The sequence below is a fragment of the Pseudomonas sp. PDNC002 genome, assembly GCF_016919445.1.
In the GTDB taxonomy this organism is placed as follows: Bacteria; Pseudomonadota; Gammaproteobacteria; order Pseudomonadales; family Pseudomonadaceae; genus Pseudomonas.
Genome location: NZ_CP070356.1, coordinates 130131 through 147532, shown reverse-complemented (window position 1 = coordinate 147532; position 17402 = coordinate 130131). Strand labels below are relative to the sequence as shown.

28 protein-coding genes are annotated in these 17402 nt (G+C 59.0%); 13 read left to right on the top strand and 15 right to left on the bottom strand.

Annotated elements, in window-relative coordinates; all coding sequences use genetic code 11:
* Window positions 1–256: 256 nt before the first annotated feature.
* From JVX91_RS00760 to JVX91_RS00735, 6 genes are all read right to left on the bottom strand, one after another.
* Entirely contained in the window at window positions 257–922 is a 666-nt protein-coding gene (locus JVX91_RS00760) for a hypothetical protein (RefSeq protein WP_205337569.1), read from the bottom strand.
* Window positions 923–925: 3 nt separating this feature from the next.
* Window positions 926–1123 carry a hypothetical protein gene (locus tag JVX91_RS00755; protein ID WP_205337568.1) on the bottom strand — a complete coding sequence of 66 codons (198 nt, stop codon included), beginning with the start codon at window positions 1121–1123 and terminating at the stop codon, window positions 926–928.
* A gap of 4 nt (window positions 1124–1127) precedes the next feature.
* Window positions 1128–1406 carry a hypothetical protein gene (locus JVX91_RS00750; protein ID WP_205337567.1) on the bottom strand — a complete coding sequence of 93 codons (279 nt, stop codon included), beginning with the start codon at window positions 1404–1406 and terminating at the stop codon, window positions 1128–1130.
* A gap of 87 nt (window positions 1407–1493) precedes the next feature.
* On the bottom strand, window positions 1494–1727 hold the full coding sequence (locus JVX91_RS00745) for a hypothetical protein (protein WP_205337566.1): 234 nt from the start codon (window positions 1725–1727) through the stop codon (window positions 1494–1496).
* Window positions 1727–2047 carry a DUF4406 domain-containing protein gene (locus JVX91_RS00740; RefSeq protein WP_205337565.1) on the bottom strand — a complete coding sequence of 107 codons (321 nt, stop codon included), beginning with the start codon at window positions 2045–2047 and terminating at the stop codon, window positions 1727–1729. The genes JVX91_RS00745 and JVX91_RS00740 overlap by 1 nt, the downstream gene beginning before the upstream one ends.
* Window positions 2048–2049: 2 nt before the next feature.
* Window positions 2050–2328 carry a hypothetical protein gene (locus JVX91_RS00735; RefSeq protein ID WP_205337564.1) on the bottom strand — a complete coding sequence of 93 codons (279 nt, stop codon included), beginning with the start codon at window positions 2326–2328 and terminating at the stop codon, window positions 2050–2052.
* Window positions 2329–2857: 529 nt separating this feature from the next.
* On the opposite strand from JVX91_RS00735, the gene JVX91_RS00730 reads away from it, so the two are divergent.
* Window positions 2858–3826, top strand: coding sequence for a hypothetical protein (locus JVX91_RS00730; protein WP_205337563.1), 969 nt, complete (start codon window positions 2858–2860; stop codon window positions 3824–3826).
* Between the two features lie 7 nt (window positions 3827–3833).
* Here JVX91_RS00730 and JVX91_RS00725 read toward each other — a convergent pair whose 3' ends face one another.
* Both JVX91_RS00725 and JVX91_RS00720 read right to left on the bottom strand, forming a co-directional pair.
* A complete protein-coding gene (locus tag JVX91_RS00725) occupies window positions 3834–4418 on the bottom strand; it encodes a hypothetical protein (RefSeq protein WP_205337562.1) in 585 nt (194 codons plus the stop codon).
* Window positions 4415–5509 (bottom strand): site-specific DNA-methyltransferase, encoded by a 1095-nt coding sequence (locus JVX91_RS00720; RefSeq protein WP_205337561.1) that lies wholly within the window; start codon window positions 5507–5509, stop codon window positions 4415–4417. The genes JVX91_RS00725 and JVX91_RS00720 overlap by 4 nt, the downstream gene beginning before the upstream one ends.
* Window positions 5510–5874: 365 nt before the next feature.
* On the opposite strand from JVX91_RS00720, the gene JVX91_RS00715 reads away from it, so the two are divergent.
* Window positions 5875–6096: a hypothetical protein gene (locus JVX91_RS00715; RefSeq protein WP_205337560.1), complete on the top strand. Its 222-nt coding sequence runs from the start codon at window positions 5875–5877 to the stop codon at window positions 6094–6096.
* 205 nt (window positions 6097–6301) lie between these two features.
* On the opposite strand, the gene JVX91_RS00710 is transcribed toward JVX91_RS00715, so the two are convergent.
* The 3 genes from JVX91_RS00710 to JVX91_RS00700 form a co-directional block, all read right to left on the bottom strand.
* Window positions 6302–6799 carry a hypothetical protein gene (locus tag JVX91_RS00710; RefSeq protein WP_205337559.1) on the bottom strand — a complete coding sequence of 166 codons (498 nt, stop codon included), beginning with the start codon at window positions 6797–6799 and terminating at the stop codon, window positions 6302–6304.
* Window positions 6799–7059 (bottom strand): hypothetical protein, encoded by a 261-nt coding sequence (locus JVX91_RS00705; protein WP_205337558.1) that lies wholly within the window; start codon window positions 7057–7059, stop codon window positions 6799–6801. The genes JVX91_RS00710 and JVX91_RS00705 overlap by 1 nt, the downstream gene beginning before the upstream one ends.
* A 238-nt stretch (window positions 7060–7297) precedes the next feature.
* The gene (locus JVX91_RS00700) at window positions 7298–7540 is read right to left on the bottom strand and encodes a hypothetical protein (protein WP_205337557.1); all 243 of its coding nucleotides are present in this window, start codon (window positions 7538–7540) and stop codon (window positions 7298–7300) included.
* A 350-nt stretch (window positions 7541–7890) separates the two neighbouring features.
* Here JVX91_RS00700 and JVX91_RS00695 point away from each other — a divergent pair, with 350 nt between their 5' ends.
* The gene (locus tag JVX91_RS00695) at window positions 7891–8229 is read left to right on the top strand and encodes a DUF1654 domain-containing protein (protein WP_205337556.1); all 339 of its coding nucleotides are present in this window, start codon (window positions 7891–7893) and stop codon (window positions 8227–8229) included.
* A 57-nt stretch (window positions 8230–8286) separates the two neighbouring features.
* Window positions 8287–8577, top strand: coding sequence for a hypothetical protein (locus JVX91_RS00690; RefSeq protein WP_205337555.1), 291 nt, complete (start codon window positions 8287–8289; stop codon window positions 8575–8577).
* 617 nt (window positions 8578–9194) lie between these two features.
* On the opposite strand, the gene JVX91_RS00685 is transcribed toward JVX91_RS00690, so the two are convergent.
* Both JVX91_RS00685 and JVX91_RS00680 read right to left on the bottom strand, forming a co-directional pair.
* Complete coding sequence (locus JVX91_RS00685) at window positions 9195–10160, bottom strand: O-methyltransferase (protein ID WP_205337554.1); 966 nt, start codon at window positions 10158–10160, stop codon at window positions 9195–9197.
* A complete protein-coding gene (locus JVX91_RS00680; protein WP_205337553.1) occupies window positions 10160–11521 on the bottom strand; it encodes an ATP-binding protein in 1362 nt (453 codons plus the stop codon). Before JVX91_RS00680 ends, JVX91_RS00685 begins: the two co-directional genes overlap by 1 nt.
* Window positions 11522–11638: 117 nt before the next feature.
* On the opposite strand from JVX91_RS00680, the gene JVX91_RS00675 reads away from it, so the two are divergent.
* The gene (locus JVX91_RS00675; protein WP_205337552.1) at window positions 11639–12688 is read left to right on the top strand and encodes a DNA cytosine methyltransferase; all 1050 of its coding nucleotides are present in this window, start codon (window positions 11639–11641) and stop codon (window positions 12686–12688) included.
* A 73-nt stretch (window positions 12689–12761) separates the two neighbouring features.
* Here JVX91_RS00675 and JVX91_RS00670 read toward each other — a convergent pair whose 3' ends face one another.
* The gene (locus JVX91_RS00670) at window positions 12762–12935 is read right to left on the bottom strand and encodes a hypothetical protein (protein ID WP_205337551.1); all 174 of its coding nucleotides are present in this window, start codon (window positions 12933–12935) and stop codon (window positions 12762–12764) included.
* A 42-nt stretch (window positions 12936–12977) separates the two neighbouring features.
* Entirely contained in the window at window positions 12978–13838 is an 861-nt protein-coding gene (locus tag JVX91_RS00665; protein ID WP_205337550.1) for a S24 family peptidase, read from the bottom strand.
* An 88-nt stretch (window positions 13839–13926) separates the two neighbouring features.
* Between JVX91_RS00665 and JVX91_RS00660 the strand changes: the two genes are divergently transcribed.
* The 8 genes from JVX91_RS00660 (at window position 13927) to JVX91_RS00625 (ending at window position 17349) form a co-directional block, all read left to right on the top strand.
* Window positions 13927–14103, top strand: a complete 177-nt coding sequence (locus JVX91_RS00660) for a Cro/CI family transcriptional regulator (protein WP_205337549.1) — start codon at window positions 13927–13929, stop codon at window positions 14101–14103.
* A 65-nt stretch (window positions 14104–14168) separates the two neighbouring features.
* Window positions 14169–14603 (top strand): phage regulatory CII family protein, encoded by a 435-nt coding sequence (locus JVX91_RS00655; RefSeq protein ID WP_205337548.1) that lies wholly within the window; start codon window positions 14169–14171, stop codon window positions 14601–14603.
* Between the two features lie 124 nt (window positions 14604–14727).
* Entirely contained in the window at window positions 14728–15588 is an 861-nt protein-coding gene (locus tag JVX91_RS00650) for a helix-turn-helix domain-containing protein (RefSeq protein ID WP_205337547.1), read from the top strand.
* On the top strand, window positions 15585–15830 hold the full coding sequence (locus JVX91_RS00645) for a hypothetical protein (protein WP_240201684.1): 246 nt from the start codon (window positions 15585–15587) through the stop codon (window positions 15828–15830). Before JVX91_RS00650 ends, JVX91_RS00645 begins: the two co-directional genes overlap by 4 nt.
* Entirely contained in the window at window positions 15817–16092 is a 276-nt protein-coding gene (locus JVX91_RS00640; protein WP_205337546.1) for a hypothetical protein, read from the top strand. The genes JVX91_RS00645 and JVX91_RS00640 overlap by 14 nt, the downstream gene beginning before the upstream one ends.
* Window positions 16082–16396 carry a hypothetical protein gene (locus tag JVX91_RS00635; protein ID WP_205337545.1) on the top strand — a complete coding sequence of 105 codons (315 nt, stop codon included), beginning with the start codon at window positions 16082–16084 and terminating at the stop codon, window positions 16394–16396. The genes JVX91_RS00640 and JVX91_RS00635 overlap by 11 nt, the downstream gene beginning before the upstream one ends.
* Before the next feature lie 3 nt (window positions 16397–16399).
* On the top strand, window positions 16400–16978 hold the full coding sequence (locus JVX91_RS00630; protein ID WP_205337544.1) for a recombination protein NinG: 579 nt from the start codon (window positions 16400–16402) through the stop codon (window positions 16976–16978).
* A complete protein-coding gene (locus tag JVX91_RS00625; protein ID WP_205337543.1) occupies window positions 16975–17349 on the top strand; it encodes an antiterminator Q family protein in 375 nt (124 codons plus the stop codon). Before JVX91_RS00630 ends, JVX91_RS00625 begins: the two co-directional genes overlap by 4 nt.
* Window positions 17350–17402: the final 53 nt, after the last annotated feature.

Below are 17402 nucleotides of genomic sequence, written 5' to 3'. Positions count from 1 at the left end.
TACATATCGCATCCTCCGGCCCCCTTCGTGGCGCGCCACGTTTTAGCGTCGTTCGATTTCGTGGCGCGACCATCTCGATTTCTATCGATGAGCCCGACTACCTTCGGCCAGTTGCCCCCTGCATCGCACTCGTCGCAGCGATAGATGTCATGAGGCACAAGCGGGCCAAACAGCCGAAAGCGCTTCACCAGCGTCGTCATCTTCCAAAGTGCTCCCCAGCCTTTGCAGCCAGGGCAAGTTCCGAATGCGGGTGGCATCACTCACCTCCCTGCGCCGGCGCGGCGGCTTGCCTGTACTTTATGCACTGGGCGCCAAGGTATTCCGACAGCTCTTTACTGCGCCTCCCGTGCCTTACCAGGCCTGCGGCATCCATCACCGCGGACAGGAACTGCGAGAACTCCGCCGAGACGATCGACTCCACCTGCCCAGCTTGGGCGACCGGGGCAACTTCCATCATCGCGCGCCATCCATCCAGGCAGAGCCAACTCGGTGAAACCTCGCGGTAAGCCTTCAGCATTGCCTCTGTCGGCGTTGCCAGGAACGCCAAAACCTCCAGCTCCGGCGCCGGGGAGGGTTGCTGCATCCCGCGCAGGCGGTTGATATACCCGTTGTGATGCGAGACGAACTGATGCTCGCAGGATGGGCAAATCTCCTTCATCACCACTTGCCGTGCCGGGGAGGGTTGCGCCAGGGCGGCGCGGGCTCGCCAGCCTTCCCATGCGCACTGAAGCGTGTCGTCGCAATACTCGCCATAGCGCGGGTCATCGACCGGCAGGGCATCACGGACGTAGCGCAGCGGAGAGCCGGGTCTTTCACGGAGCACCCAGGCTTCGAACTGCTCACGCTCGCTCTTTCCCCAATTGCGCTGGGCGGCAGTGTGCCCTCCCGCACCGCAGAGGGTGCAGGCTTGTTGTTCGGTCATGGCTCAGCCCTCTACAGGGTATTGGATGGTGCCGCGCTCGCCCTGACGGGAGTTGATTGCGGCCTGGATCAGTTGGCGGCCCAGTGCCTGGGCCTGATCGGGATCGAGTTCGGCGCCGAGTCGCGGCAGGCCATCGATCAACAGATAGGGCTTCCCGTCGACGCCGTGCCGGTGCTCGACGGTCAGTTGGATGGCTTGCATGGGCTCAGGCTCCATAGGCGATCTTGGTGGCCTCATCGGCGAAGGACTTCGCCAGCTGGGTCCGTTGCGTCACGTTGGTGATCGGCTCCTCGCCAGACTTCCAGCCCAGGGCGGTGATGCAGGAGGGGAGTGCTGCGAGGAAGGCGCGCTGCCAGAACGCTTGGCGCTCTCGATGCCGTCGTTCGGCGGTGGCCTCGGCGCGCCGGCGCCGCTTCCCGGCCTGGTAGCCCTTGGAGTAGCCGCGGGCCTCGGCCTTCTTGATTTCGTCAGGCAGGTTTTCCACTTGGATTCTCCTGGAGGGCAGGCCTGCAGCGCAGGCAGTCGCATTTCTCGGAGGGTTGGCCGGTGCCGCGGCAGAAGGTGGGGCGGGTCACGAAGCACCTCCGCTCGACAGGGCGTGCGCAAGGTGGCGCGCGTAGGTCGATACCGCGCGCCAGTAGGCAGCCATAGGTCCCTTACGGCGCTTCCACGCGCATTCAGCTTCGGCGTTCGCCTGGTCACGAAGCTCGCGCATCACGGCCTCGATTCGTGCCCTGTCCTCCGCCGGCAGTTCCAGCAGCGCCTTGCCTGCTGGTAGGCGTAGGAGTGGGTTGATGTAGCCCATCAGGCTGCGCTCCTTGCTGGTTCGGTGATCTGGCTTGCTGTGAACACCTGCATGCCCAGTTCACTGGCGACGTGGTACTCGAAGCGTGCGCCCTTGGACTTGTCCCAGCCCGGTAGCAGGGCGATCGCCTCGCAGGTGATCAGCTTCTGCATGTCCAGGCGCAGGTAGTCGGCCCACTCGAAGCCATTGATCACGCCGTGGTCGGCCGGGTTCTCGACGTGGTAGCCGAGAGCGCGGAGGCGCGCGGCCTCTGCGTGGAAGGCCGGGTAGTTGAACTCTGGCAGGCCGGTCATGGGGCCGGCGAGGTAGATGCGCTGCATGGTCACTCCCACCCCGTCATGTATTCCGGCCCCGTTAGCTCGGCCAGTTCCTGGCGCAGCGACTTGTCCAAGGTGATGAACTTGCCTTCGTCCTGGTCGAAGCAGATCGTCTCGTCGAGAATCTCATCGCTGACCAGCTGCACGTCCTCTACGGTCCAGTCGCCTCCGTCTTCCGGGTAGCCGCACTGCAGGCAAAGAATTTTGATGGCGCCGGCTTCGTTGTAGGCGGCCACGATGTCGTTGTCGCCTACCTGGTAGGCCTTGAGGGTTTGTTCGGGCATGACTACTCCTCGCGCCTGCTGGCGCTGAACTTGTCAGGGGAATGGGGTCTACAGAGGCGGCTTGCCCGCCTCGCCGGCATCGGGCGATGCGTCAGCGGTGGGGCGGGTGAGCCTATGGAACGCGGCAGTGCCAGGACTGGGCGTAGGCAACGCCGTCGACTATCTCCGTTCCAGTGATGACCAGGATGCTGCCCATCAGGCTGTGCACCTGGACGTCATACATGGGCGGGATTTCGGGGATGAACTGTCCGTCGCATTGAAACGAGGCCGCCAAGGCGGGGCGCCCCATTGGGGTGTTGTTGGCGAGTCCGATGCGGACGTCACCCTGGAGGAGGTCGGGATTGAGCTCCCTTCTACCTTCCATGGCACGCCCGCGGTGGCGCATACGGCGAAGGATGAATTGCATGGCTGATACTGGATAAATAAACAGTATTCTGCCGGCGCCATGCGTTACCCGTCGAGCCCAGGGCGCCGAGCGGTCACCGCCCCGATCCTGTAGTGGCGCAATGGCATGAAGTGGGGTAGGTTTATGCAACTAAAAGCCTTCCCACTATGTGGCGAGTTTTTGGAGCTGGTTTATTTAAAGGATTATGGGTGCCTAATGATTAAAAGAAAAGAAGACGGCATGGGTGAAGAAAGCTCGGCTGTCGATGCTAAAATAAAAAATTGCTTTGTGGTTACTCCAATTGGAGGGAACGAAACTCCTACTCGACGAGCTGCTGATGGCTTGATTGGCACTGTCATAAAGCCCGTATTGGAGGAGCTTGGGTTTGTAGTTCATGTTGCTCATGAAATTTCTTTGACAGGGTCGATTACAAAGCAGGTGATTGATCACCTTTTGAATTCGGATCTTGTAATCGCGAATTTGTCAGAAGTTAATCCGAATGTTATGTATGAGTTGGCGGTCAGGCATTGTACCGGAAAGCCAATAGTAACCTTGGCTGAGCATGGCACATCTCTTCCTTTTGATATCTCAGATGAGAGGACGATATTCTATAGAAATGACATGAAAGGGGCAGCAGAGCTTTTGCCAGCTCTTGCATCAGCGGTTGATTCGGTTCTGAGTGTCGGTGGCCGGGTCGACAATCCCGTCACGCGAGCGCAGAAGAATGTCATGCTACTTGATGCTCTGACTGAAAAAGATGCTCAGGAGATACTAATTGGACGGCTCGATGCAATCGAGTCTTCTCTTGGGCAACTGATTTCTGTAAGAAATAACCCTCCCGGGTATTCGGATTTGGATAGTCCGGAAAGTTCCGGGTTAAGAGTAGTGCTTCGCGGAGATATCTCTGTGGAGTTGCTTAGAAAGTTTTCGGAGTTGGTTTTTAAAAGAGTGGGGGCAAATCTTGTTCGTCAACTTCGTCGGACAGGTTTGGATGGGAAGCCCACCTTGATTGTCATTTTTAATGATTTTCCTAGGGGCAAAGTGTTAGAGGTTAGAGAGATTGCCACTTCTCTTGGTCTGGAATGTTCGAGCATTAGAAAGATTGCAGGCTGAAGAAAGCTTAAGCCTCTTCCCGAAATTCTTGGCTTGTATTGGAGTGACGAGCCAATTCAACTAACCAACGTGCTAGGGCCGGCGGCGTGTGCTCCCGCTCAGCCTTCGTGATCGAAGGGAGCCTCGGGTAGCTCCGCGTCGGCCTGACGCAGTGCGTTGGCTTTCCTGTTCGCCGGGGAATGGCTGGTATCTCGGTAGGCGAACAGCCGACAATGTACAGCCAAGTTGCCTTTTCGGCGCGGTGGCCCCAGTGGAACTGCTCAATCTCAAGGGTCCAACCGCCGAACTCGTCAGGGAATTCGCCAGGGTGTGGCATCCGGCAGTGGTTGAACAGTGTGCTCTCCGCTGGGTGCTCCAGCACGCCACCCCATGTTCTGACCTGGTCGACTGCCCAGATGCCCAACGCCTTCTCGTCAGGGCGTCCCTTCGCAAACTGGCGAAGGCGGCCCCACATCCTGCACGGAGGGTGAGCCACCACCGGCATGCCACCGGCAAAGGTACGGGCGTCTCGGTCGATGTCAAACACATCGGTCCCGGCCATGGCCTTGTAGTTGCTGTCCTGGCGCGCGAACAGAACCGCCACATCGTTCATGCTGCGGGCTCGTTGGTGTCGTTGAAGATGTCGAGCTGGGCTGCGCCTTCGATCCAGGCAATGGACAGGCGCGTATCAGCGATGGCGGCATACGCGGGGTTCAGTTCGAGGAGCACCGACCGGCGACCTTCCTGCATGGCGACGAGGCCGGTGGTGCCGGCGCCGCCGAAAGGATCAAGGATTAGGCCGCCCCGCGGAGCTCCAGCAAGCACGCAAGGGCGGATCAGGTCGAGTGGAAAGGTGGCGAAGTGCGCCCCCTTGAAGCCCGCGGTGGGCACTGACCAGACGCTGCGCTTGTTCCGAGTGGCGCTGTAATCGATGTCGGGCCGATCCGGCCGGTGCTGCGCCTTCTGCCCATGGGTGCCGGGGGTGTTCTTGGTTTCCCGGGCGAAGCTGTAGCGCTTGCTCCGCCTGCCGCCCACGGCCTTCATTGCGCCGTTGTCCTTGCCTGGCGTGGCAGATCCGCGCTGCTGGTCCCAGTTGGTCTGGGCCAGGCGGGCGGCAGAAGCTGGTGCCAGAGGCTCGGCGATCGCTGCGCGGTCGAAGTAGTAGCGCGGCGACTTGCTGAGCAAGAACAGGTATTCGTGCGCCTTGGTGCAGCGGTCACGCACGCTTTCCGGCATGGGGTTTGGCTTGTGCCAGATGATGTCCTGGCGCAGATACCAGCCGTCGTCCTGAAGCGCGAAGGCAAGCCGCCAGGGGATGCCGATCAGGTCTTTTTGCTTCAGGCCAGTGGGAGGGCTGCGACGTTGTCCGCGTCGGACGGCCCCGCGAGTCGCCCGCGACACCACGTCGTGTTTTCCGGCAGAGCCTTCCGGCGCGTAACCTCCGGCGATGGAGGCGTAACTGTCGCCCATGTTCACCCAGAGGGTGCCGTCGTCTCGGAGCACCCGGCGTACTTCGCGGAACACCTCAACCAGGCGGGTCACGAATTCGGCGGGCGTTTGCTCGAGGCCGATCTGCCCGGCCATGCCGTAGTCGCGAAGGCCAAAGTAGGGTGGGCTGGTAATGCAGGTGTGCGCGGACTCATCAGGCATTGCCCGGAGCAGCTCCAGGCAGTCGCCGACCAGTATCTGGTGAGCGGGTGTCATGGTTTCTCCAGGTAGAGCGCCGTCGCGCCGCGAGTGCAGCGGATGGCTTGATGCTTAATGGAAATGCGGGATCGAATGGGCTATTGGTGTTACTTGGGGTTTAGGCAACCGAGGGCGCTGACATGCACCTAATTACGGATAGGCCAGGCCCGATCAGCTACGTCCATCCGAATGGGGCGAAGACGCTCATCGAGTTTGAGTGGGGAGCCCCAGGTGATCTGGTGCCACGCGAAGTGCTGGTGAGGGTTTCTGGCCAAATCGTTTGTTCAGCTACAGGGCCATGGAATTGCTTTGCCGATGCACGACGTCAGGGCATCGACATGGCGACTCACTGGTGTGAGCACCACCACTCATAGGGACCTGACATGGCACTTAACTACGCAACCCAGCAACTGCGGGTGACGCTCGCCGAGCTGGCATTCCATAGCGAGTCAATCGCTGTCGTACTGGAGCAGGTCCGGCATGAGTTGCCGGCCAGATACGCCGCGAACATCACTGACGTGATCGCGCTGTTGAAGGACGACGGAGAGAAGCTCCGGACGCTGGCTGAGCGAACACAGGGCGGCCGCATACAGGTGATGGATTGAACGCTGTCGAGTTGCAGATGCTAAGGGCACTCAGGACAACCTCGTTCAACAATGCCGCCGTAGCGGATCAGCTAAAGACATACGCCACTAGGGTGCCTGCCCTTGCGCGGGAATTACGAGCAATGGCGAGTCAGTTGGAATTGGACGCTGACACCCTTGAAGTCTTCGTGACGGAGATCCACGAGGGTCGGATTGTCAGGTCGCCTTAAGCATCGTGCTTCTCCATCCGGGCTGCTTCTTGTCTGCCCAGCCTTTCGAGTTCCCGCGCCACGAATTCGGATGGGGTGAAATCGTGGCGCGGGATGGCGAGGAGCGGAGCGGAACCATCCGGACCCAGGTCGTGGGCATGCATGATCAGGAGCTGAATCGCCTCGGCCTGCTCCTCGATGCCATGCCAGCGCATCAGCTCGGCGAAATCCTGCCTCGGCCCAGGGCGCAGCCTGTGGCGCAACAATTCGTCGCGCGCATCTCCGGCAGGGCTTCGGTCGGTGAAGAACTTCGCGGAGGCCTCTTCGCCGAGAGCGTGTGTGTTCAGGATGAGCAACTGCACTGCTTCACTCAGCTCGAACAGGCCATGCCAGAGCATCAGGTTTTCCAACATCGCCCGAGTACCATGGCGCACCTGGTGGCGCAGCTCCGTCTCGTCCAGGCGCTGGCGCTTCTCTGCGGCGGCCTTGCTGCGTTCCTTCTGAGACCTGGCCATCACCCTTCCGCCCCGATGTCATCGCGCTTGCGGATGGTCAGGCGCTCGGCGTAGGCCTTGGCCTCACCGTAGGAGCGGCGGAAGCCAGCCGGTTTGTCGGTGGCGGTGTCCACGATGTGCCAGAAGCCGCGCCCGCTCGGGCGGATCTGATAGGCCGGCTTCTCCACCACGATGGTGCGACGCTCTTCGAAGGCGGCGCGCGCGGCGGCGGACAGGGTCAGCAGCTGGGCCAGCTGCGGGCGAATGTTCAGCTGTTGCATGGCGATCACCTCGTCTGGGTGGTGGCTTCCTTTGGGCAGCACTCCAGCGCGCGGCTATGCGCCGGTGGGCGCCGCGGAGGAGTGCTCTCGAAAGGGATCAGGTAAGGGAAGGAGGAAAGCCCAGTTAGGGCCTGGGCTTTCCGTGCTCACGTCCGCCTTATGTCGGTGAGCGTTTCGCGGCTCGCCCGGCTGGTTGCCGAACTACCAGGGCTGTCGGTTACATGGCTGCATCCTCCTGCTATCCACCCGTGGCAACGGCGCGGGCACCATTGGTCCATTCCTCGCCGGCGCGCTGCGCGGCATCGAGGCTTTCGAAGTTGTCGGTGTCAGGGGTGAGGCCGCTACCTGGCTGCCAGCGGCTCAGCACGTGCAGGGTCTTGGCGTAGCTGCTGACCGTCGCCCAGCGCTTTGCGCCTGGAGTGCCTAGCCGGCTGACGTGAGGGAAGGGCTGTGTCCAGGCCTGGGCGCTGGCTCCTTGCATGGTCATCTCCTGGTAGTCATCCCAAAGCGCCCTCTGGGGAAGGCGCTTCAGTGATGCTTTCCGCCGGCGCCACTATGGCGGCGCCAACCTTCACACCTGCTTGCCGGGTCATTCACACGGTTTGGCGTTTCGCCGCGCTCCACCCTTCAGCCCCTCAGTTGGCCTCTGGATGGGTGCGCCGGTCGCCGGTAGCGGCAGGTGCTGTATTCGTCATTGGGTGCGTTGTTAAAGAGCGGTGCCGTGCAAGCCGGCTTGTATTTATAAAAGCATGCTTGTTTTTAATATGCAAGCAAACTTGCTTAATTTGGATTTACTGTATGTCCATACAGTGATAGCAAGGAGCAATGGCAATGACGAAGCAGGCAGTCTCAGCACCCGAGGAAAGCGGATTCCATGCGCTGGATCGCCTGCGCCTGCGGGTGGCCTCGATGGTGGGAAGCCCGAAGGCTCAGGCGGATCGGCGCGCGGTGGTCTGGCGCCTGGACAGCGACACGGACGAGGCGTGGACTCAGGTGATGGAGGAGTTGGCGGAGACGGACGGCCTGACCGTGACCAGGCTCGAGGATGGGACGGCTGTCTTGGAGTGGCAGCCGAGCGAGGAGGAGGGCGAGGGCGCCCAGGGAGAAGAGGAGGAGCTACCGGCCGACTTCAGGGTGCAGTACCTGCACGATCAGCCAGCCCCGTTCTAGGCCATTGCATCTGGCGAGTGCTTGGGGGAATCTACCGAAAAATGCGGGAGGGACCCCATGCAGTTCGAAGATCATCTGATCGGACAGGAAAGCTTCTCCGAGTTTGAGGCACTTGATGATGAGGTCGCGGCGAAGTACGGGCGGTTGGTGAGGGCTCATCCTATGACCAACAGAGCATACGGTCGCAGGCACCTAGAGTTGGCTGAGCAGAACAACATGAAGCCGCCGCCGAGCAGTGGCCGTATCTTCATGGGCTACGTTGTGATCAGGAGCCTGGGGCGCAAGGGGCAGTACGAAACCTGGATACCGGATCATGCCTTCGAAGAGATCTACAAGGCCAAGAGCTGATCGGGTCAAGCGTCGCTGCGCAGCTTGCCCGCCGCCCACTGCTCTTCAAAATCTCGCTTCGCTCTGAGCTTGTGGTTCTGGCACTCCACCATCTGCTGATCAGTCTTCCAGTTATCGCAGCCGCGGGGCGCTTGATAGAACCTTTCCCATGCCGCGTCATGCTGGCGCTGCGACTCAGCTGCAGCCTTCATTACCTGTGCGTCGTACTAGCCGGCAAAGGGGCAGGGCGGAGCTGCTGTTGCTGGTTAGCTGCCTGCTCCTGGAGCTTCGCCATCGCTGCCTGAGCGCGCTCGATCTGACGCTCAGCCATGTACTCGATCGCCGCTACCCGCGCGTTGTACATCACCACGCAGGTGATGAGCACACAAGAGCCCAGGACTGGAAGGGTTGCGGGTGGCGTTTTGCCATGAGGAAACTCCGTGCTGTAGTTGCAGCACCCGATGCCTTTTTAGGCTAGAAGCTTGAGACGTCTTTCGAGAGCGCATTGGCTGCGCAAATTGGCAATACATCTTGGCGTTAACATAAAAGAAATTGCCGCACCATGTGTTGCGCGGCATTTGCAAATTGAGCAGCGGTTTTAGCTCATGAGCGAGTACTTCGAGCCCATCGTAGATGGTTCAGATTTCCATCACAGCGAAATTAGGGAGGTACCGATACATTTTTGAGAAGCGCTCCGCATCAGATTGTGGAATAGACCCAAGATCTAGCGTCCCGCCAGGTGGCATAGGTAGTTGCTGCTCAATCCTTCGCAACTCACGAATTGTTAGCTTAGGCATCTCGATTCTTATAGGTCGATTGTCTGGTGGCATGAAGTCGAGTCGGTCAAATGTGCAGGCATTAAAGTGTGCAGTATCGGCCGCATCCACAAAAGCTCCAACGAGAGTGCACATTCGAGCATCATCCTGATATTCGATGTCACAAATTGGGCGGAACTGTAAGCTAGATCTGTTTGCTAAATTTCGCTCAGCCAATGCGGATTCAACCTCGCTAAGCAGCATTTTTCTACTCAGCGTTCCATATGGCCAGCCAGCCAGATCGTCATCTCTAGCATCATCTGGGACGCGTTCTCGTCCAAAAATCTGTTTGAATCGTTCAATTGCGGACATTTTTTCCGCGTCCGTATCCCTCTGGAAGTCTATAAGAGACGGAGCTTTGACGCATTGTACTGATACAACAAGGATGGATCCGGATCGCGCTCGACTTGAGATTGATCTCACGTCCTGAAGCATACTTGGCTCTAGTGGGTCGTCGTAATCTAACCAGGCAATCACCCTGTCCGACCAGTTGAGTCGAGGGAGTACCGTTGAAGAGCTTCCAAATTCAATTGTTATGTTGAATGGTCGGTTTTCTTCAAAGCGCACCCGTGCCCCTTCCGATTGCTCAATGGAAATCATTTTGTTAATTCCGAGCATTCGGTGGAAGAGGATAAAGTCCGAAAACCACACCGAGCCGAATCCAATATAGCAATAATCTTCAACGGCTTGGAAAGGGGTGAGCCGTCGGAGTATATTGACTAGCATCTTACGCTCGGCGTATTTGGCTGGACGCAGCGAGTAGTCTATTTTTCGGAAGCTGCCGGCCATTAGTCGCGCTGCCTCGCTAGGATCATATCGAAGCAAGTCTCCCCGACCGCTTTTGCGGAGGTTACTCCTAACGCATCTTGAAGGAACTCGACATTTTCAAGCGTTCTCGAGAACTGGATCTTAACCATTTTGGGGCCTCGAACCACGGACTCGCGATTGGGGGCTGTGAAGGTTCGCTTCTCGTGAAACGTTTCAGGCCCCTGTGGAACTGCTTTCGTAACAAACTCCAAGAGCGGACTTTTTTCTTTGGTGTTCTCGTCGATGTCCGCGTCGAGTTCATTCAAAAAATCGATTACGGGGCGCATCATTTCAAGCATTCGTTGGAATGTCGCCCTCCAAACATTACTGTCGGCGTCAACGTCGGTTTTGGTGGTGTTCCAAGGGACGCGCGAAGAGTCGTCTGATTCAAAGGAAACTATTCCGCGAAACCTTGCGAATTGGTTGTGGAAACTTGGGATTATCATCTTCTGGGCGTTTTCTTCGAAAAGCCCCCAGCCGGCTGTATGGGTTCTGCGGTCAGCCTCTAGGACTACGCGTCCGTTACATATGACATTCCAACCAGCTTCCTTCGGTGAAGATTTTCCAAGGCCCACGATAATTTTCGCAGTTACTGGGGATTGTCCTTCTTCCGTGAACTCTAATATGTCCGTTCCGGGTGTGAAGCCCTCTCCGACTAAAAGATAAATGTTGGTTGCGTCTACCCGGGAGCCATTAACTTTAATTTCTAGTCCATCAGCAATGAATTGCCGATGCTTGGATTTTATCAAGCCTGTGATGGAGTTAATGAAATGGGTGGTGGAGAACTTTGCAGAGACCTCACGACGAAGGTTCGTGACAGTAATCTCCGTTCCCGGATTGTCCCTGGAAACTTTTGTCGATTGTGGCTCGGCCCATGGGAAACTCCATCCCTCAGCGTGTTCCCACTCGTCCACATCAACATCGACCGCCCACGCCTCCGTAGTAGTTGCTGATTCTACTGTGAAGTGACGCCCGAACTTAAAAAGGGCTCGCTTCATACCGACGCCGAATTGGCCGATGGAGTGGCTCGTTCGTGCTGCACCCGCAGGCCGGCCAAAGCGAAACGCATATTCCCGCGCGGTAAGCACATCGAAACCGCCACAGTTGTCGGAAATGCTGAATCGATCAGAGCTAATATCCACTTGAACCCTACATCCATCATAAGGATGGTTCGGGTCAACAGTTCTGCTAGCAGCAATTCGCTTTGCTCCGTCGACACAATTATCAACCAAGTCAAGCACTGCCTGTTCAAGGGGAATATCACGGGTAAGCATGTCCACAAAGAAGGTTTTTGTGGGCTCAGCATTAATTTCCTTGCGCGATTGGGCATCCGTTTCCGACATCTGGTCCTCCTAGCTTCAGTCAGATGATGACCGTGTTGATGGCTTTTCGCTAGCCTCTCCGATCGACAAATTTGCCTGCGTAGCGTAGACTAGCGCAACGTCAGTGGATTCAGTGATATGCCTACCCTACTTGATCTCTTCTCCGGCTGCGGCGGTCTTGCGCTCGGCTCCAAAAACGCGGGCTACACCACAAGCTTGGCCGTAGACATCGACCCGATTCTATCGAGCTCATTTCCTGTCAATTTCCCATCGACGCCATTTCTTCAAGCCGATGTCGCGACTCTGTCGGCTGAAGACCTGCGCCGAAGCATCCCTGATGGCGTAGATGGCATCGTTGGGGGGCCTCCATGCCAAGCTTTTAGCGGTATCGGTAAGCGCCTTCCTGACGACCCCCGCCGCTCCCTTGTTGGCGAGTTCTTCCGCATCGTCGACGAAGTGCAGCCAAAGTTCTTCCTGATGGAGAACGTGCCAGGGTTGGCGTTTCCGGAAAACAAGCCGGTACTAGAGCAAGCGCTAGCGAGGCTGGGGGCGAACTGGGATGTGCTTGGTCCGGTGGTTCTCGATGCATCGCTGTTTGGAGCTGCGACGAAACGGAAGCGCGTTTTTGTTTTCGGGTTTAACCGAGACGAGGTCGAAACTCCCGAGCTAGATTGGTTGGTTCAGCCCGAGGCAGAGCGAGTAACTGTACGCGACGCAATTTTTGATCTGCTGGATGCGACACCGTGCAAGAAACATCAGGACAAATGGGTGTATAGCCGAAGAGCAAACCTTTCCGCGTACGCAAAAAGCATGCGGAGCGATTCAGGGCGGTTTTCTGGCCATCAGCGTACTGCCCATAAACCGGAAACAGTCCGTCGATACGCAGCAGTGCCCCAAGGTGGCGTTGACTTGGTTGGTAAACATAAGCGTTTGGAGTGGAATGGACTTTGCCCCACGCTTCGCGCTGGCACCGGAAGTGATCGTGGGTCTTACCAATCAGTGAGACCCTTGCATCCAGATGAAAATCGAGTCATCACGCCCCGCGAGGGGGCGCGACTTCAAGGCTTCCCCGATTCGTTCGAATTTCATGCCACTACCTGGCATAGCTTCCGAATGATCGGAAATAGTGTGTCGCCAATCATCGCGAGAGTTTTGCTGAGGCGTATTCGCCAAGCACTCGACCTCTAGCGTGAGGGCCATTCAGGTGGGATAAACTAGGCGTGCATTCCAGACTGGAAGCACGTGAGCATGGATGCACTTCTCATCCATGCGTGCCCCCACCAAAAATACCGTGCAGCAATGCGAGTTCAATCACCGCAACGATGATGCAGCAGGCTATGAACCCAGGGCTAAACACCCGATTTGACCTGCGGTCTGGAGATGGCCAGTTGAAGAGCGCGGAACAGAGGTCACCGAGAATTTCGGGCAGACTCATTGCGGACTCCATTGCCTCGTCCTGAGGCATCTGGCGATTTGCTTACACCAGGTGTGCGTTCCAGACCAATAGCACCCGCGCATGGATGTAGGTCTCTTCCATCCGGATGACCCTATCCTTGTGCTGCTTGTTGTCCGAGATCATTTCGAAGTGCTCGGCATCCTGGACCTGCAGGCGCTTGATATAGAGGTGGCCCTGCCAGGTGAATATGAAGATCCCGTCACCGTCAAACTCACGGATGTTGATGTTCACGATCATCGGATCGGCGTGCTTGATGGTTGGCGCCATCGAGTGGCCCCAGCCATATACCATCTTCAGGTGGTTCGGGTCGTCGTAGGTGACGCCGAGCTTGCGCAGCTGCTCCTGACTGACCTTCACGTCGCGCAGCATCTCGGGGTAGTCGGCCGGCACCTGGCCGTTACCCATGGCGCCGCGGATGTCGTAGTGCGCGATGCTGATCTCGTCGCCCGCCGGGCCAGGCCGGGAGAAGTCGGCGACGATCACATTGCTGGCGTCCTGCGCTGGAGTCTCTGCTTCGACAGCATCGACGATGCTTCGTCTAGCGTCGTCGCTCAGGCCCCTGCCGTGCTTCTCAAGCATGCGTCGCACAATGTCGGCTGAACTGCTGGGTGTCTTGGAGGGCGTTGGCTCCGGCGATGGGGCTGATTTCCTCCGCGGTGGTTCGCCCTTTCCCGATAGAAGCCAGTCGACAGTTGTGTCGTACCCCTCAGCGAGAGCCACCAGGTTTTCGTTCCTGATGTTCTCCGTGTCTCCTGCAAACCACTGGCGCACTGCCTCGTAGCTGATCCCACAAGTGGTAGCTATGTCCCTTTTCACGCCTCGGACCCCGATGGCGGGCTTCCTTGCGAGCACGAGCTTGGTGATGCGTTCAGTGGTTTTCATTGGCTGCAATCTACAAGAGCGCCTGCCAAGCATGCTTGCCTTATATGTACAAGCATGCTTGAATTTGCGCACAGCAAAGGAGGTCTGCATGACCAAAAAGCAAGCCATCCAGCACTTCGGATCGATATCGAAGTTGGCCAAAGCCTTGAAGGTTTCCTACGAGGCAGTCCGCCAGTGGGAAGAAGTCCCGGAGCTGCGCCAGTACCAGCTTGAGCTGATCACGAAGGGTGTCCTCCGGGCTAGCGCGCCAAAGAGCGCCGCCTGACCCGTAACTACAGATTGCCAGCAGCCCTGTCCGGGCTCCACGGAAAGAATCCAGAGGATTTACGAATGCAAGAGTTCCTGAGGGCGTGCCACGACGCAGTAGAAGACGCCGGGGCCAAGGAGCTGGCAGCCAAGATGGGCTTGCCCCATGTGAGCCTGCTGCAGCGCGCAAACCCGGACAACGACTCGCACAAGCTGACCATCAACCACCTCTACCAGATCCTGCTGCACACCGGCGACCTCCGCCCACTCCAGGAGCTGGCGCACAACTTTGGTTTCCACCTGGTTCGCCGCGATGTTCAGCCGGCCGACTGCCTGGCGAACGCCACGCTGGCGATGGCTAGTGAAGCGGCGGACGTGACGAAAGCTGCCATCGAGGCGCTGGCCGACGGCAAGGTCACCCGGATGGAGTTCAAGCGGATCGAGCGGGAAGGGGAGGAGGCAAAGAACAAGATCGACGTCGTGATCGAGACCGCCCGCGCGAAGGTCGGCGTTCGATGATTACACGCTACGGAGATTGCGGGGGGAGTGCGGGACGCATACCCATGAAGACCAGATTCAACAACAGCGCGCCACGAAATCCCACGATGGCGAATTGTGGCGCGCCGTCCTGGGAGCTCTGCCAATGAGCACCATCATCATGTCGGCCTGTTGGCCGCTACAGGGGCTGACACCCGCTCAGAAGGCAGTGCTGATCAGTCTGGCGGACAACGCGAATGACGAGGGCGTGTGCTGGCCTTCGGTGGCGAAGATTGCCGAGCGCACCTGCCTGTCCGAGCGCGCAGTGCAGCAGGCAATCAAGGTCCTGAAAGAGCGGAAGGCGCTGACCATTGAGGCGCGCCAGGGGCGGTCGACGATGTTCACAGTGACCCCCGCAGCATTTGCACCCCCGCAGCAGGTTCACCCCCGAAAGAAATGCACCCCCGCAGGAGCAGCACCCACCCCCGCACCTGCTGCACCCCAACCCCCGCAGGAGCTGCACCCCACCCCCGCAGATGCTGCACCCAGAACCGTAATAGAACCTTCAGTAGAACCAACAAAGAACCTTTCGCCGGCCGGTTCCGGCCAGCCCGACGAAGAATTGATTCGTCAGGAGGGCTGCCGGGCCATCTGGGCGGCATACGCCGCGGCGTATCGGAATCGCTACAGCACCGACCCAGTTCGCAACTCCAAGGTCAACGCCCAGGTCCGCGAATTGCTGAAGCGCTTGGGTGCCGCTGAGGCTCCGGCGGTGGCCGCGTTCTTCGTCACCATCAGCGACGCCTACCTGACACGGAACTGCCATGACCTGGGCTCGTTGTTGGCCAAGGCAGAGTCGTACCGGACCCAGTGGGCCACTCAGCCACCGCCGCCGCCGCCAAAAGCAAACAAGCCGTCGTTCGAAGAGGCTCAGGCGGAGTACTCCAGGCAGCAGGCCACTCTCATGTTCCAGCAACAGCGGGCGGCCAAGGCAGGGCAGCAAGGTACAACCGGAGGTGTGCAGTGACCGTGGTCAACAAACCCTTGAAGTGGCGCGCCAAGCGTAACGCCGACGGTAGTCAGGTTCCTGACTGCTGGATGACAGATGCCGGCTACACCGTCGCTGTATGCCGGCTGCCGGAGACCCGTTACACGGTGACACGCCCTGGCGGACGTGAGCCCTCTTTCTACCTGGCCACCCGCGACGAGGTGGTGGCGATCATCAAGGCCGACATGGAAGAAAGCGAGGTGGCCCGTGCTGACGCCTGAGCAGATCGTCTGCATGACCTCTGAGCAGCTCCAAGCCGCGAGAGCCGACGGTGCTGCACGCGCCAAGCTCAATGGTGAGTGTCAGCGCTTCGCGGTAGGTGTCTCGACCAAGCGCACTCGCGGCGGCTCGAAGATCCGTGCTCGGAAAGTAGCGAAGACCGACTGGACCAGGCTCCGCGATTTGGAAGCGAAGGGCCGAGATATTCGCGCTGAACTCAGCCTCCTGGACGACGAGATCAAGCGGAGGGCGCATGTCGAATAAGAGCGGGCCTGACTTCAAGAAGGAGCTTGTGCCGGTCCAGCGCTGCCGCTCCTGCATGTCGAAGGGAGTGGTCGAGGGCATCTTCTACCAACTCCCGTGCGAGGACTGTAAGGGGATTGGTTGGGTGGCGGCGAAGGGGCATGACGCGACGGTGGAGGAGCTGGCGCGATCCTTGGGGGCGAAGGTGAACAAGGTAGAGAACGACCTAGCCGAGCGCATCCGCATCTCGGTCATCGCCGGCAACAGCGATAGCGAATGGAACAACAAGAAGGGCCCAGGCGGCTCGCACTATCGGGGGGACTGACCGGTGCGACAGCCCCTACAGAAGAAGCCGAAGGCGAAGAAGTGCAAGCAATGCCGAGCGCCCTTCAGTCCAGACCGCCAGTTGCAGGCCGTATGCAGCCCGCTTTGTGGTTTGAAGTTGGTGGCCGCGCAGCGCGAGAAAGATCGGGTGGCGTTCCAGCGCCGGGAGCGGCGCGAGATCAAGGAGCGTAAGGAGAAGCTGAAGAGCAGGGCAGATCACCTGAAGGAGGCGCAGCAGGCCTTCAACGAGTACATCCGCCTGCGCGACGCAGACAAGCCCTGCATCTCCTGTGACCGCCACCATCAGGGCAAGTACGACGCCGGCCACTACCGATCGGTTGGCGCGTGCCCGGAGCTGCGCTTCGACGAGGACAACGTCCACAAGCAGTGCTCGCCCTGCAACACGCAGCTGTCCGGCAACGTCCTGGAGTACCGCATCCGCCTCATCCAGCGCATCGGCGCGGATCGAGTGGCACGCCTGGAAGGCAAGCACGAACCGCTGAAGCTTAGCGTTGAACAGATCAAGGCCCTGAAGGCCCACTTCCGCGCCAAGGTGCGCGAGCTGAAAAGGGGAGCAGCATGAAGATCAAAGCGACCGAGTTCCTGATGGAGCAGTACGGCCTCTGGGTATGGCGAGACAACGGCGTGCCGCGCTGTGCGTCACCGCTGCTGGCGATCATGCTGCGCAACCCGGCGAACGAGAAGCGGTTCAAGTCGCCCGAACTGCTGATCAGCGATGACCGAGCCCTGCAGGTGGATCGGTACCTGGCCAGCCTGGTCACGGATGATCCGGAGGTCGTGGAGAGCATGACCTATTACTTTGTCCACGGCCTCACCTATCGCGAGGTAGGCGACCGCATGGACCGCAGCTATGCGGACGCTCGGATGCTGGTTCGCGCTGGGCTGTCGGCGATCACAGCGTGCTTCTTGATGGAGGAGCGCAAGGCGGCCTGAGTGGATATACAGGCTGGACGTATTGACAGTGATAATCAGGGCATATAAAGTTT

Bases quoted from the DNA above. Each gene is read 5' to 3' on its own strand.
- JVX91_RS00760 (WP_205337569.1), bottom strand. From the start codon at position 922: ATGACCGAACAACAAGCCTGCACCCTCTGCGGTGCGGGAGGGCACACT.
- JVX91_RS00755 (WP_205337568.1), bottom strand. From the start codon at position 1,123: ATGCAAGCCATCCAACTGACCGTCGAGCACCGGCACGGCGTCGACGGG.
- JVX91_RS00745 (WP_205337566.1), bottom strand. From the start codon at position 1,727: ATGGGCTACATCAACCCACTCCTACGCCTACCAGCAGGCAAGGCGCTG.
- JVX91_RS00740 (WP_205337565.1), bottom strand. From the start codon at position 2,047: ATGCAGCGCATCTACCTCGCCGGCCCCATGACCGGCCTGCCAGAGTTC.
- JVX91_RS00735 (WP_205337564.1), bottom strand. From the start codon at position 2,328: ATGCCCGAACAAACCCTCAAGGCCTACCAGGTAGGCGACAACGACATC.
- JVX91_RS00730 (WP_205337563.1), top strand. From the start codon at position 2,858: ATGCAACTAAAAGCCTTCCCACTATGTGGCGAGTTTTTGGAGCTGGTT.
- JVX91_RS00725 (WP_205337562.1), bottom strand. From the start codon at position 4,418: ATGAACGATGTGGCGGTTCTGTTCGCGCGCCAGGACAGCAACTACAAG.
- JVX91_RS00720 (WP_205337561.1), bottom strand. From the start codon at position 5,509: ATGACACCCGCTCACCAGATACTGGTCGGCGACTGCCTGGAGCTGCTC.
- JVX91_RS00715 (WP_205337560.1), top strand. From the start codon at position 5,875: ATGGCACTTAACTACGCAACCCAGCAACTGCGGGTGACGCTCGCCGAG.
- JVX91_RS00710 (WP_205337559.1), bottom strand. From the start codon at position 6,799: ATGGCCAGGTCTCAGAAGGAACGCAGCAAGGCCGCCGCAGAGAAGCGC.
- JVX91_RS00705 (WP_205337558.1), bottom strand. From the start codon at position 7,059: ATGCAACAGCTGAACATTCGCCCGCAGCTGGCCCAGCTGCTGACCCTG.
- JVX91_RS00700 (WP_205337557.1), bottom strand. From the start codon at position 7,540: ATGCAAGGAGCCAGCGCCCAGGCCTGGACACAGCCCTTCCCTCACGTC.
- JVX91_RS00695 (WP_205337556.1), top strand. From the start codon at position 7,891: ATGACGAAGCAGGCAGTCTCAGCACCCGAGGAAAGCGGATTCCATGCG.
- JVX91_RS00690 (WP_205337555.1), top strand. From the start codon at position 8,287: ATGCAGTTCGAAGATCATCTGATCGGACAGGAAAGCTTCTCCGAGTTT.
- JVX91_RS00685 (WP_205337554.1), bottom strand. From the start codon at position 10,160: ATGGCCGGCAGCTTCCGAAAAATAGACTACTCGCTGCGTCCAGCCAAA.
- JVX91_RS00680 (WP_205337553.1), bottom strand. From the start codon at position 11,521: ATGTCGGAAACGGATGCCCAATCGCGCAAGGAAATTAATGCTGAGCCC.
- JVX91_RS00675 (WP_205337552.1), top strand. From the start codon at position 11,639: ATGCCTACCCTACTTGATCTCTTCTCCGGCTGCGGCGGTCTTGCGCTC.
- JVX91_RS00670 (WP_205337551.1), bottom strand. From the start codon at position 12,935: ATGAGTCTGCCCGAAATTCTCGGTGACCTCTGTTCCGCGCTCTTCAAC.
- JVX91_RS00665 (WP_205337550.1), bottom strand. From the start codon at position 13,838: ATGAAAACCACTGAACGCATCACCAAGCTCGTGCTCGCAAGGAAGCCC.
- JVX91_RS00660 (WP_205337549.1), top strand. From the start codon at position 13,927: ATGACCAAAAAGCAAGCCATCCAGCACTTCGGATCGATATCGAAGTTG.
- JVX91_RS00655 (WP_205337548.1), top strand. From the start codon at position 14,169: ATGCAAGAGTTCCTGAGGGCGTGCCACGACGCAGTAGAAGACGCCGGG.
- JVX91_RS00650 (WP_205337547.1), top strand. From the start codon at position 14,728: ATGAGCACCATCATCATGTCGGCCTGTTGGCCGCTACAGGGGCTGACA.
- JVX91_RS00635 (WP_205337545.1), top strand. From the start codon at position 16,082: ATGTCGAATAAGAGCGGGCCTGACTTCAAGAAGGAGCTTGTGCCGGTC.
- JVX91_RS00625 (WP_205337543.1), top strand. From the start codon at position 16,975: ATGAAGATCAAAGCGACCGAGTTCCTGATGGAGCAGTACGGCCTCTGG.